Genomic DNA, 12324 nt, shown 5'->3' with positions numbered 1-12324 from the left:
AACCCGCATGGACGCGCCTGCTCGTGGCAGCGGGCTCGCCCGGTCGGCCACGGAACCAGCGTTGCGCGGTGGCTTCTTCTTCGCCCAACAGGCCATCCGGCGTCCGCCCCGAAGTCATCCAACGTGCCGGCCACATCGAAGAGACGCTCCGACGGTCCGACTTGAGACGGTGGCTTTGAAGCCGTTGACTTCGCTCCCCAAGATCCATCCAGCCGTGATCTTTTGGGCCGCAAGGTGGTGAGGCGTTGCTTCAGCGGCTTTGGCTCGGGGCTTGATGATTTCGCGCGCCGGGTATCACAGGTGCATGCGGGCATGGGGAGAGGCCGTATGGGCGGGACGCCGGTTGGAGACATTTCTGCGGGGCGTGGCGAGGCGGGCGCCGGCGAGGGATGAGCCGCAGCCGTGGTGGATGCCGCGGCGCATGCTGACCGTGGTGTCGGTCGATGTCGACGGCACTGCCGGTGCCGGGGCGATCTGGATGGTGTGGCGTCCGAAATCGCCGCGGGCGTGTGAGCACATCGCGCTCCTGGAGTGGTCCGGCGAGCAGTGGCGGGACGTGGGGGGCGGCAGCGGCCCCGCAGACGATCCTGTCAACGTCGATGTGCTCGACGTCAGCAACGGCGGGGGCGCCCTCAGTCTCACCCGCAGCCTTGACCTTCCGCACTCCATCACCATGGCCCCGTGGATCGGTTGCGCCAAAGTGCGCCTCGGGCGGGACGTGGGCCACGTTCTCATCGGTGCCCGCCGGATCGAGGCTCCCGCGCAGCGCAGGCTGATAGCTGTCTGGACGTCCCCCTACACCAGCCGTGCAGTCCGCCCCGTCATCGTGGCACTGGGACGCGACGGCGTCGAACTCTCCCGCCTCGGCCCCCACGACAGTCTGGACACTCATACCTGGGCGCGGTTGAGAGAGGAGTGACAGCCGGTCTGCTTCCTGGGCCTCTGTCGTGCTGCCTGTACTGACCGTTTCCAAGGAGGAGGCATCCCCTCCGCGCCCCCGTATCTGCGCGAACAGCATCAAGCCCTCCGTGGTGCCGGCCCTCCTCGGCGGTCTGCAGGGCCAGGGCTTCGGCGTCCTTCCCGCACATTCCTGGGGACCCGCGCCCATCGCCGACGGGGTCCCCCGTGGCTGCTCCGAACATCACTTCCAGATGGCGGCCCAATGCTGACCACGACCAGCCGGGCCGGCTATGTCGTGTCCCATACTGTCGTCTTCGAGATGCCCAACTTCTTTGGAGCAGCGCCTGGTTATGCATCTGGTCTGCCGACCGGTTCTGATGGTCAGTGCCTGAGTCGCTGGAAGCCGGCCCCCTGACATGGCGCGAATGGGCATGACTGTGCACCCTTCGAACGGGCGTATGTCACGGGGTGGCGGGGACGGTCGGTGGGCAGGGTTGACATGCTGCGAGGGGCGGGGTGACGACCGCGCGTTGCCAACTGCCCCTCAAAGTAAGGGACTGTGATCTTTGAGTGAGAGGAGACTTGGGCGATCCTTGTGTATGCCTTTCGTGACCAGGATGGTGTCTGGCACGGTGACCGAGACGCCGTGATCGCTGATCGGGAACCTGGACCATGGTGGACGGAGTCATCCAAGGGGAGCTGTCGGGCGAGTTGGCTCCTGGTGATCTGGCGGCGGTGGGGCGGCTGATCGCGGCGGCAGTCGCCGCGTCCCAGGACACAGCCGCCGCGCCATCGGCCACTGTGCTGCCCTCATCGGCGTCTTCCATCGCGAAAGCCTCGCCGGCAGCTGGTGCATCGGGCAACGCACGTGCGGTGCGCACCGGTGCCGCGTGGACACCGGACGATGAGGAACGCCTTCGTCGGCTGCATCAGTCGGGCATGGAGATTCTGAACTCGCGCGCGAGTTGGGGCGATCCGAGAACGCGATTCGTTGGAAGCTCTACGTTCTCAAGCTCGCCGCCTATCCAGCCGATTTGGTGCCCGCCGCGCGGGCTGCCGTCTCTTCACAGGAACAGGCCGCTCAGCCCAAGGCGTACACGGTGGCGGAGAAACGGCAGAGCCATCCGCGGGCATACGAGCGCCGGAGTCCCGAAGAGGACGAACGGCTTGCTCGGATGAACGCAGACGAGGTGCCGGTGGCGGAGATGGCCCGCGAACTGGGCCGTAACGAGGGAGCCGTCACCTCCCGCCTGGAGAAGATCCTTCCGCCCTTCTGGCCGGCGCGCGATCAGCCCGGCTCGCCAGGGAGGGTGCCTGGTCCTGTGGCGCGGCTGGTGACTTGATGGTGCAGGGCCTGTGGGGGCCCGCTCCGCACGGCACGGGGCGGGCCAGAGGCCGCGAAAGCGTGATGTCCCGGAGAGGAGGGGCGGCCGTCGGCCCGGCTGGGGCCTATCGCGTGTACTCGGACCGGGGCGGGACGTGCGGAGAAACCATTCCTCTCATGTCATTGTCTTCCCTTAGAGATGCACGATTATCAGGAAAACCGCCCCTATCTGACCTCTCAGTGGTTACGGTCTGGGCGCATGAGGATCCTGCACACGTCGGACTGGCATCTGGGCCGTCCACTGCACCGCGAGCCCCTGCTGGACGCGCAACGCGCTTTTCTCCGACATCTGTTGGAGACCGTGCAAGCGGATCACGTCGACGTCGTGGCCGTCGCCGGCGACATCTTCGACCGCGCCATCCCCCCGCTGGACGCGGTCGACCTGTTCAAGTGGGTCCTTGAGGAACTCGCTGCACTGCGTGTCCCGCTCGTCATGATCAGCGGCAACCACGACTCCCCACGACGGTTGGGTGTCTCCTCCCGTCTCATCGAGCACGCGGGAATCCATCTGCGGACCAGCGTCGAGGACTGCGCCCGCCCGGTGGTCCTCACCGACGAACACGGCCCCGTGGCCTTCTACGGGCTGCCCTACCTGGAGCCCGGCCTCGTGCACACCCAGGTGCAGGCCGAGCGGCCCAGCCATCAGTCGGTGCTGGCCGCCGCCATGGACGCGGTACGTGCCGATCTGGCCGGGCAGCCGGCCGGCACCCGGTCGGTGGTGCTGGCCCACGCGTTCGTCACCGGAGCCGAGGTCAGTGAGAGCGAACGCGACATCACCGCCGGAGGCGTCCCGTCCGTCGCCGCGTCGGTCTTCGCCGGGGTGGACTATGTGGCGCTGGGACATCTGCACCGCTGCCAGCGGGTCAGTGACCGTATCCGCTACAGCGGATCCCCGCTGGCGTACTCCTTCTCCGAAGCCTCCCACCCCAAGGCGATGTGGCTGATCGACCTGGCCGCCGACGCCGCGCTGACGGCACGCAAGCTGCCATGCCCGGTGCCGTACGAGCTGCGAGAGGTGAGTGGCGCCTTGCAGGACCTGCTGACCAGCCCTGAGTACGCCCGCTACGAGAGGTGCTGGCTGCACATCACACTGACCGATGCGGACCGGCCGTACATGGCCATGGAACGCCTGAAGCAGCGTTTCCCTCAGACGCTCAAGCTCAGCTTCTCCACCGGGCGTCGCAGCGAGGGGGAGTCCTACCGGGCCCGGGTACGCGGGCGTAGCGATCATGAAATCGCCGTGGGCTTCCTCCACCACGTCACGGGCGTACCCGCCACCCCCGCCGAAGAAGGTCTCTTGAGTCAGGGCCTGGAAGCCGTCCGTACCGAAGCCGCCGTGCGAGAGGTCCACTGATGCATCTGCACCATTTGAACATCCAGGCCTTCGGCCCGTTCGGGAACAGTGAATCGGTCGACTTCAACGACCTGTCCGGGGCGGGGCTCTTCCTGCTGCGCGGCGACACCGGAGCAGGCAAGACCAGCGTCCTGGACGCGGTCTGCTTCGCCCTCTACGGCACGGTGCCCGGCGTCCGCCCCACCCACCGCCTGCGCAGCGATCACGCCCCCGTCGACCGGCGTACCAAGGTGACCCTGGATTTCAGCGCGGCCGGCCGCCGCCTGAAGATCACACGAACCCCCAAACAGAGCTACCCCAGCTCCCGTGCCAAGAACGGCTTCGCCACCGCCGAGGCCACCGTGCAGCTCCATGAATGGGCCGGCACCCTGGATGCGGGCGGCGACTGGGAACCTGTCTGCGCGAACCATCAGGACACCGCCCGGGAGATCGAGGCGGTGCTGGGACTGTCCAAAGAACAGTTCTGCCAGGTCGTTCTGCTGCCCCAGGGAGACTTCGCCAAGTTCCTGCGCGCAGACGCAAAGGACCGCGCCGGCCTGCTGAGCCGGCTTTTTGGCACCAGCCGCTTCCAGGAACTGCAAGGCTGGCTGGCCAAGCGCAGCAGGGCAGCCAAGGAAGACCTCGAACAGGTCGCCACCGGCCTCCTGCACCTGAGTGAACGCATCGACCAGGCAGCCGGCCCGATCCTGCCCGAGGACAGCGGCGCCCGGCACGCAACCCGCCCCGACGCCGAGCAGCCCGCGGCCACCCTCGCCTGGGCCCAAGGCCTGCTCGATCGCGCCCAGGAAGCACACACCGTCGCCCTGGCCGAAGAAGACCACAGCGACGGGGCCTATCAAAAGGCCAAACAAGACCAGCAAGCCGCCATGGACCTGGCCGACCGACAAACCCAGTACACCGACGCCCTCCAGCAGCGCGCAGCCCTCGACGAGCAGGCCGGCGGCCATCCCCGGCTACGCGAACAACTCGACCACGGCACACGAGCCGAACCACTGCGGATACCTCTGGACGCCGTCGAACGCACCGCACATGCCCATCAGGAAGCGCAGGCAGCCGAGACGGTCGCCCGCACCGCACTCGACGCCGCCCACACCCACGCCGGCACCCCGCAGCTGCAGCTGGCCCATGACCAGCGGCACACCGAGATCGGCCGCCTTCAAGGGCTGCTTCCGCAAGAAGAGCGGCTGACAGAACTGGACAGGCAACTGGCCGACCTGAAGGACAAGGAAGCACAGGCCCAAGGCGTCCACGACGATGCCGATCAGTGGCTCCAGACCTGGCCTGCGACCCAAGCCGAACACACCGCCCTCATCGAGGCCCTGAGCAAGGCAGCCGATCGCATCCCCCAACTCGAGGAGCAGGTCAAGGACCTGGACGCGACGCTCGCCGCAGCCCGCAACCGCGACACCTTGGCCGAGCGTCTCGACCAGGCACAAACCCTGCAGTCACAGCGGCACGCCGAAGCCCTGGCTGCCAAGAAGACCTGGCTCGACCTGCGCGAGCTCCGTCTGAACGGTATGGCCGGCGAACTGGCCGCCGAACTGGCCGACGGCACCCCCTGCACGGTCTGCGGCTCCACCGTCCACCCCAGCAAAGCACCCCTGCCGGCCGGCCGGCCCACCCGCGAGGCCGAAGAAGAGGCCCGCACCGCCCACGAAGAGGCCGAAGCCGCCCACGCCGACGCCACCCGCAGCGGCAGCGACCTGGCCACACAGCACGCCGAGGCACTGGGGGCAGCGGGAACCACCTCCATCGCATCCCTCGAAACCGAACTCGAGGCAGCGCGCGCAGCCCACCAAGCCGCCTGCGACCAGGCCGGCCGACTCGGCACAGCCCAACAGCACCTCGCCACCCTCCGCACCGAATGTGACACCCGCACCCAGCAGCGCCAAGAAGCCAAAGACCTGCTCGTCGAATGCCGGACTCGACACACGGCCCTGGCACAGCAGCAGCGCACGATCGCCCTCACCCTCGCGGACGCACGCGGCACCGCCACCACGCTGAAGGACCGCATCAGCGAACTTGTTCGTGAGGCCGAGAACCTCTCTCACGCCATCGACGCAGCCCAACTCCTCGCTGCCGCCGCCGACCGCCACCAGGACGCCGTCAACGCCGCTGACCAAGCCGCCCACCAGGCAGGATTCCCCACCCGGCAGGACGCTGCCGCCGCCCTGCGACCCACCTCACTGCTGAGGCAATGGGCCGAGGAACTCAAACAGTGGGACCACGACGACGCGATCGTCACCAACACCCTGAACCGGTCCGGCCTGATCGAAGCCCACGCCCAGCCCCCCGCCGATCTGCTGGCCGCCGCCGACACTCTCCGCCAGGCGGAAGCACAACTGAAGACCACCGCCGGCGCGCCCCAACAAGCCCACAAACGCGTCACTGACCTCACCCCTCTCGTCGCCGATCTCACCGCCCGCCTGGCCGACCTCGCCCCCCTGCAAGCGCGTTACGCGCTGACTGACCGGCTGGCCCGCATCGCCTGTGCCACCGACACCACCAACACCCTGAGCATGGAGCTGGAGGCCTATGTCCTTGCCGCTCGGTTGGAGGAGATCGCGGAGGCAGCCAACACCCGCCTGCAAGCCATGACCTCCGACCGCTACCTGCTCGTACACAGTGACGAAAAGGAAGCAGGCCGCCGCGGCCGCCTCAAGGCCGGACTGGGGCTGAGAGTCCTGGACACCTGGACCGGCACCCATCGGGAGACATCCACCCTCTCCGGCGGTGAAACCTTCACAGCCTCACTGGCCCTGGCCCTGGGCCTGGCCGACGTCGTGACCCAGGAAGCCAGCGGCCGCCCTCTGGGAACGTTGTTCATCGATGAAGGCTTCGGCACACTCGATGAACAAAACCTCCAGGACGTCATGGACGTCCTCGACCAGCTCCGCGCCGGCGCCCGATCCGTGGGAATCGTCAGCCATGTTGCCGAACTGGGCCGCCGGATCCCCAACCAGCTGCGCGTGACCAAGCAACGCAACGGCTCCGCACTCCGCCATGTCGTCGACACCGACCTGTGAGCTCTCTCCGCGGGCCCTCTGGGAGCGACGGGCTGAGTCGACGATCACCGCAACCGAGCAGGGCGCCCCATCGAAGAGCCTCACGGCAATCAGGTGCCCGCGCCCTGGCCGGGGCGGCCGGGATGCGACGCCTGTGTCGGGGCCGGTCGATGGTTCTGGCCATCCACGCTGCGGACTCACCGAACAGCGCCCCGTCGAGCTGACGCCCTGCCCCGAACGGGCGGCGCGGCCACCGGCATCGGGCCGTGTGCCCATGGTGGTCATCGGGGACGCCGTGGGGCTCGTGCTCAGCCGAACGACGCGATGAGCTCCAGCGTCCGCGCGTTCTCCTCGTCGGTTCCGAAGAGCGTCGCCATGAACTCGGTGGCGCCCGCGTCGGCGTACCGCCGCAGCTCGCGCTCCACGGTCGCCTCGTCGCCGGCGATCGCCACGTCGACCGCCGTGGCGACGCCCTCGCGGTCGAGCATCGCCCGGTAACTCGGCTCGCCACCGGTGCCCACAGCCGCGTAGACGGTGCTCAGCAACTCGCGCCGCGCTGACGGGTCGTCGGACACGCAGACCGCCAGGCCGACCACGACGCGCGGCGCCGGTCGCCCGGCCTCGCTCGCGGCGCGGGTGATCGTCGGCACCACATGGTCGGCGATGGTGCGTGGCCCGGTGAAGAGCGTGACGGTGCCGTCCGTCAACTCGCCCGCCAGCCGCAACATCGCCGGACCGAGCGCGGCCACCATCAGCGACGGCGGCGTCGCGCCGGGCACGTCGAGCGCGCCGACGGCCGTCACCGTCTCGCCGCGGTACTCGACGGGCTCGCCGCGGAGCAGCGGTGCCAGGGCCGTGAGGTACTCGCGTACGTGCCGCACCGGCCGGTCGTAGGAATATCCGTAGATCCCCTCGACGGTCGCCCGGTGGCTCGGACCGATGCCCAGCGTCAGCCGCCCGCCCGTCGCGCCCTGCACCGTGAGTGCCTGCCCGGCGAGCGCCAGCGGGTGCCGGGGGTGGGTCGGCACGACGGCGGTGCCCAGTCTGATGCCCGGCACCTCACGGCCGGTGACGGCCAGCGTGGTCAGCGCGTCGTCCCCGAGGACCTGAGGCAGCCAAGCCGTGCCCACGCCTGCCCGAGCCGCCGCCCTGATCTGTCCGACCACGCCGTCGAGCGTCAGCCCGTGCGTGGTGACAAGAACACCACTTCGCATATCAGCGCCCATAATCATCTAATAATACTTAGAGAGTTGTTTGTGGGGTTTGCTGAAATTGCCGAGTCGGACCGGTGGGAGAGCGTCCGGAACCACACGCCTGCGAGGCTCGCGCGGATCCGGCCAGACGTTGGACGATCACCGGGCATCACTGAACCGGGTTCGGCCGCCGACATCGTTTGCGGTGGCCCGTCGAGTCGGTGCCGGCACCCAGGTGGATGCCCCATCGCGTGTCATTGCAGTGCGCACCGACGCGGTCATGCGTCGTCACGACGGACAGTGTCCGCTACGGCCATGATGTGCGCCGCCGCTTCCTGCGCTGCGAATGACTCTCGGAGTCAAGCCGCATCGGGGTTGAGCAGGACGATTTTGCCGATGTGGGGGGCGTCCAGGATGCGATGCGCTTCTGCGGCCTGGTCCATGGGCAGGGTCCGGTCGATGACGACCTGCATGGTTCCGTTCTCGATCAAGGGCCATACGTGTTCCTGGACTTCGGCCACAATGGCGGCTTTCTGGCCGGCTTGGCGGGAGCGCAGGGTGGTGCCATGGACGGATGCGCGCTTGGCGAGGAGTTCGACGAGGTTGAGTTCGGCCGACAGGCCGTTCTGCAGCCCGATGATGACCAGGCGTCCGTCCAGGGCCAGGGAATTGACGTTACGCGGAAGGTAGTCGCCGCCGATGACGTCGAGGATCACGTCGTAGGGGCCGTGCTCGGCGAAGTCCTCGGTGCGGTAGTTGACCGCGAGGTCGGCGCCGAGTTCTCGGACCCTGGCAGCCTGCTCGGGGCCGCCGACCGTGGTGACGACGCGGGCGCCATAGGCCCTGGCGATCTGTATGGCCGTTGTGCCGATGCCGCCGGCCCCGCCGTGCATGAGGAAGGTCTCGCCTTCCTTCAGTCCACCGGTCATGAAGACGTTGGACCACACCGTGGCGGTGGCTTCCGGCAACGCTGCCGCCTGGACCAGGCTGACGCCTTTGGGCACCGTGAGCAGCTGCCCCGCGGGGACAGCGACCCTTTGCGCGTATCCGCCCCCGGTCAGCAGCGCGCACACCTCGTCGCCGGGCTGCCAGTGCGTCACACCCTCGCCGACGGCGCTGATCCGTCCGGACACCTCCAGCCCCGGGTAAGGCGATGCTCCCTCCGGAACCGGGTACAGCCCCAGCCGCTGTGCCACATCAGCGCGGTTGACGGCGCTGGCAACGACGTCGATGACCACCTCTCCCGCTGCGGGGACGGGGTCCTCCGCAGCGATCCACTGCAGGACTTCCGGCCCCCCGGGCTCCTTGATCGAAATTGCCTTCACGGCGTTCCTCCAAGTACGCAGCTGACGGGACGGCACATACGCCGGTCCCCATGGTGTCGAGATGCCAGGCGACAGGGCCCGCCCGGCAGGCTCACTCCGGTCCGGGGCCGCCGCGGGACCTCCGCCCGGGCCTGCCCTGGCCGGCCCGCGCACCGAGACCGATGCGCCCCGGCCCCGGGCGGCCCCGAGCTCGCAGAACGAGAGACCTGTCACCCGACGAGACGTGGGCAGAACAGCCGATCGCCCCGAGAGGCTCTACGAGCAGGGCCGGGCCAGGCGTTGTCGATCAGCTCAAAGGCGGTGCAGCGTCTCGATGAGTCGTGCGGTGACGGCCTTGGTGGAGTACGGGTTCTGCCCCGTCACGAGCCTGCCGTCAGCGGTGGCGAAGGGGGCCATCGGGATGGTGTGCCTGACATAGTGCGCGCCCCGCTTGCGCAGTTCGTCCTCCAGCAGGAACGGCACCCGCCTCTTCACCATGGCGACTCGCTCCTCCGCGGTGGAGAACCCGGTGACTGTGCGGCCGTCGACAAGCAGGGAGCCGTCGGAGAGGGTGATGTCCAGCAGCCCGCAGGCGCCGTGGCAGACGGAGGAGACCACGCCGCCGTTCTCGTAGATCTCCCGGGCGGCCTGCTGGAGCGCGGTGTCGGAGGGGAAGTCCCACATGACGCCGTGCCCGCCGGTGTAGAAGATCGCGGCATACCGCGCCGGGTCGACATCGGCCGCTTTGCTGGTGTGGTCCAGGCTCGACATGAACGCGCGATCACTCATGTAGTCGCGCACCTCCTTGTCGGCCCATCTGGTGCTGCGTGGGTCCAGCGGCACCTGCCCCCCTCCGGGGCTGACGATATCGACTTCGAAGCCGGCCCGGCGGACCCCGTCGTAGAAGTGAACCAGCTCTCCGATCCACAGTCCGGTCCGGTGGTGGTTCGTCCCGTAGGTCGCCTGGTTGGTAACCACGGCGAGGATTCTGCTCATCTGTTTCCCTATGACCGTAAGGGCCGGGTCCGACTGGGGAACGCGGCGTCCAGTACCCCCCCCGCATGCGCGATCGGTGATTGCGCGCGTCAGGCCAGCTTCCTCAGCAGCTCCACGGCCAGGGGCGCGGAGGAGGAGGGGTTCTGACCGGTCAACAGGTTGCGGTCCACGACAACGTTCGGCACCCAGGGCTCGCCCACCTGGACCTGCACACCCGCCTCCGTCAGGCGATCCTGCAGCAACCACTTCGCCTTGTCGGCGAGACCCGACTGGGCCTCCTCCGCATTGGTGAACGCGGCCACCTTGTACCCGGCGAAGGAGTTCGTGCCGTCCTGCTCGACCGCGGCGAGCAGAGCAGCCGGGGCGTGACAGACCACGCCGAGGGGCCTGCCGGACTTCAGCGCCGAGGTGAGCAGGCGGCCGGAGTCTGAGTCGACCGCCAGGTCCTCCATCGGGCCGTGGCCACCGGGGTAGAAGACGGCGGCGTAGTCGTCGAGGCCGACGTCCTCCAGGCTGATCGGATGCTGGATCTCGCTGATCGTGGCGAGGGCGTCCGCCATCTTCTTCGCGCCCTCCTCGCCGCCGTTGAACTGGGGCGCCAGGCTGCCCTGGTCCAGGGGCGGCACGACGCCGCCCGGGGTGGCAACGACGATCTCGTGGCCGGCGGCCGTGAACGCCTGGTACGGGGCGACGGCCTCCTCGGCCCAGAAGCCGGTCGGGTGCTTGGAGCCGTCCGCCAGTGTCCAGTGGTCGGCGCCGGTCATCACAAAGAGGATCTTCGACATGGTGCGGTCTCCGAGAGCCGGTGGTTCGCGTTCTGGCGCTGCGTGCTCAGAACGTCATCGCTGTCGTTCTCGAAACTAAAGGTGCTGAAGTATCTGCGCCAATGAATGCACCGATACGTGGTATCGACGAATCGATGCCCCGTACGGGGACGGATCGGCAGGTGACTGCCGGGCGCACCTCGTAGGCTCGACGTCGTGAGCGATCAGGGCATTCATGGGGCCGGTCCGCTGGACCTGAATCTGCTGCGCACCTTTCTCGCCGTGCACCGCTTGGGGTCCTTCACCGCCGCCGCGCGACAGCTGGGGCTGTCGCAGTCCACCGTGACCACGCAGATCCGGGCGCTGGAGAACCGCCTGGGCCGCGAACTGTTCCAACGCCGGGCGCACGGCGTCACCCCGCTGCCCCACGCGGACGAACTCGCCGGGCAGCTGTCGGCTCCTCTCGATCAACTGGCCGCGATCGCCGGCGAGGAGCCCAGCAGTACCGTGGCACCGGTGCATCTGGCCGGGCCCGCGGAGTTCATGAGCGTCGCCGGCCTCCATGTGCTGGCCCCGCTGGTCGCGCAGGGCGTCCGGCTGCGGGTGACTATCGGACTTACCGAACATTTGCTCGAAGAATTGCGGGCCGGACGCCACGACCTCGTCGTCGCCACCCGCCGGCCCCGTGGCCGGACTCTCCACGCCGAACTCCTCGCCGACGAGGAATTCGTCCTGGTCGCCGCCCCGGCATGGGCCGAACGGCTCAAGGGACAGGAACTGCCCGCCGCCCTGGAAACCCTGCCACTGATCACCTACGCCGAGGATCTCCCCATCGCGCGCCGCTACTGGCGCCACGTCTTCAACCGCCGCCTGCACACCCAGGCCGCGATCACCATCCCCGACCTGCGCGGCGTCCTCACCGCCGTCACCGCAGGCGCCGGCTGGAGCGTCCTGCCCAGCTACATGTGCCGCACCGAACTCGCCTCCGGCGCCCTCCGACTGCTCCACCAGCCGGAGGACCCCCCGATCAACACCGCCTACCTCGTGCAACGCCCGGGCAGCTCCACCAATCCGCACGTGACGCTCGTACGCGAGTGCCTCGTGACCGCCGCGAAGACCTGGTGAGCCCACCTGTCACCCGGAGGCCGCGTCTGTCTGCCATCGGTCTGCGGAGTCGGCACTGCCGGCCGGCTGGGGCGGGCACGGGCCCGACACCGCACCCATTCGCCATGCGAAGTCATGGACTCACCGCGTCGCGCCTCGCCGGCACACAACACTGACCATTCTGACCCGTCCCGGAAAGGATCGGCCGCCGCCATGAAAATCGGCCACAGGACGCCGGCGAGGCGCAACGCGGTGAATGACAAGCGTGGTTACGTCCGCATCGGCACCGTCACCGCCGCTGCCCTCATCGTCCGGCTCCG

At 68.6% G+C, this 12324-nt stretch carries 9 protein-coding genes; 5 read left to right on the top strand and 4 right to left on the bottom strand.

The window, feature by feature from the left end; translation table 11 throughout:
* The first annotated feature begins 421 nt into the window (after positions 1-421).
* From AVL59_RS25265 to AVL59_RS25250, 4 genes are all read left to right on the top strand, one after another.
* Complete coding sequence (locus tag AVL59_RS25265; RefSeq protein WP_237281661.1) at positions 422-919, top strand: hypothetical protein; 498 nt, start codon at positions 422-424, stop codon at positions 917-919.
* A 946-nt stretch (positions 920-1865) separates the two neighbouring features.
* On the top strand, positions 1866-2243 hold the full coding sequence (locus AVL59_RS52535) for a hypothetical protein (protein WP_159400072.1): 378 nt from the start codon (positions 1866-1868) through the stop codon (positions 2241-2243).
* A 240-nt stretch (positions 2244-2483) separates the two neighbouring features.
* On the top strand, positions 2484-3638 hold the full coding sequence (locus AVL59_RS25255; RefSeq protein WP_067308453.1) for an exonuclease SbcCD subunit D: 1155 nt from the start codon (positions 2484-2486) through the stop codon (positions 3636-3638).
* Positions 3638-6664 (top strand): AAA family ATPase, encoded by a 3027-nt coding sequence (locus AVL59_RS25250; RefSeq protein ID WP_067308450.1) that lies wholly within the window; start codon positions 3638-3640, stop codon positions 6662-6664. Before AVL59_RS25255 ends, AVL59_RS25250 begins: the two co-directional genes overlap by 1 nt.
* A 287-nt stretch (positions 6665-6951) precedes the next feature.
* On the opposite strand, the gene AVL59_RS25245 is transcribed toward AVL59_RS25250, so the two are convergent.
* The 4 genes from AVL59_RS25245 to AVL59_RS25230 all read right to left on the bottom strand — a co-directional run bounded on the left by AVL59_RS25245 (position 6952) and on the right by AVL59_RS25230 (position 10921).
* Positions 6952-7857 carry an LLM class F420-dependent oxidoreductase gene (locus AVL59_RS25245; protein ID WP_067308447.1) on the bottom strand — a complete coding sequence of 302 codons (906 nt, stop codon included), beginning with the start codon at positions 7855-7857 and terminating at the stop codon, positions 6952-6954.
* 338 nt (positions 7858-8195) lie between these two features.
* A complete protein-coding gene (locus tag AVL59_RS25240; protein ID WP_067308444.1) occupies positions 8196-9161 on the bottom strand; it encodes an NAD(P)H-quinone oxidoreductase in 966 nt (321 codons plus the stop codon).
* A gap of 291 nt (positions 9162-9452) precedes the next feature.
* Entirely contained in the window at positions 9453-10136 is a 684-nt protein-coding gene (locus AVL59_RS25235) for a type 1 glutamine amidotransferase domain-containing protein (protein ID WP_067308442.1), read from the bottom strand.
* Positions 10137-10225: 89 nt separating this feature from the next.
* Positions 10226-10921, bottom strand: a complete 696-nt coding sequence (locus AVL59_RS25230) for a type 1 glutamine amidotransferase domain-containing protein (RefSeq protein ID WP_067308439.1) — start codon at positions 10919-10921, stop codon at positions 10226-10228.
* A gap of 195 nt (positions 10922-11116) precedes the next feature.
* Here AVL59_RS25230 and AVL59_RS25225 point away from each other — a divergent pair, with 195 nt between their 5' ends.
* Positions 11117-12025: a LysR family transcriptional regulator gene (locus tag AVL59_RS25225; RefSeq protein WP_208870448.1), complete on the top strand. Its 909-nt coding sequence runs from the start codon at positions 11117-11119 to the stop codon at positions 12023-12025.
* The last annotated feature ends 299 nt before the right edge of the window (positions 12026-12324 follow it).

Source organism: Streptomyces griseochromogenes (assembly GCF_001542625.1).
Classification (GTDB): domain Bacteria; phylum Actinomycetota; class Actinomycetes; order Streptomycetales; family Streptomycetaceae; genus Streptomyces; species Streptomyces griseochromogenes.
Note: the sequence above shows the minus strand (reverse complement) of the source record. Positions and strands in the feature narration are given on the sequence as shown.

What these genes read in the sequence shown, in the direction of transcription:
- AVL59_RS25265 (WP_237281661.1), top strand. Translation starts at nt 422, where the DNA reads ATGCTGACCGTGGTGTCGGTCGATGTCGACGGCACTGCCGGTGCCGGG.
- AVL59_RS25255 (WP_067308453.1), top strand. Translation starts at nt 2,484, where the DNA reads ATGAGGATCCTGCACACGTCGGACTGGCATCTGGGCCGTCCACTGCAC.
- AVL59_RS25250 (WP_067308450.1), top strand. Translation starts at nt 3,638, where the DNA reads ATGCATCTGCACCATTTGAACATCCAGGCCTTCGGCCCGTTCGGGAAC.
- AVL59_RS25245 (WP_067308447.1), bottom strand. Translation starts at nt 7,857, where the DNA reads ATGCGAAGTGGTGTTCTTGTCACCACGCACGGGCTGACGCTCGACGGC.
- AVL59_RS25235 (WP_067308442.1), bottom strand. Translation starts at nt 10,136, where the DNA reads ATGAGCAGAATCCTCGCCGTGGTTACCAACCAGGCGACCTACGGGACG.
- AVL59_RS25230 (WP_067308439.1), bottom strand. Translation starts at nt 10,921, where the DNA reads ATGTCGAAGATCCTCTTTGTGATGACCGGCGCCGACCACTGGACACTG.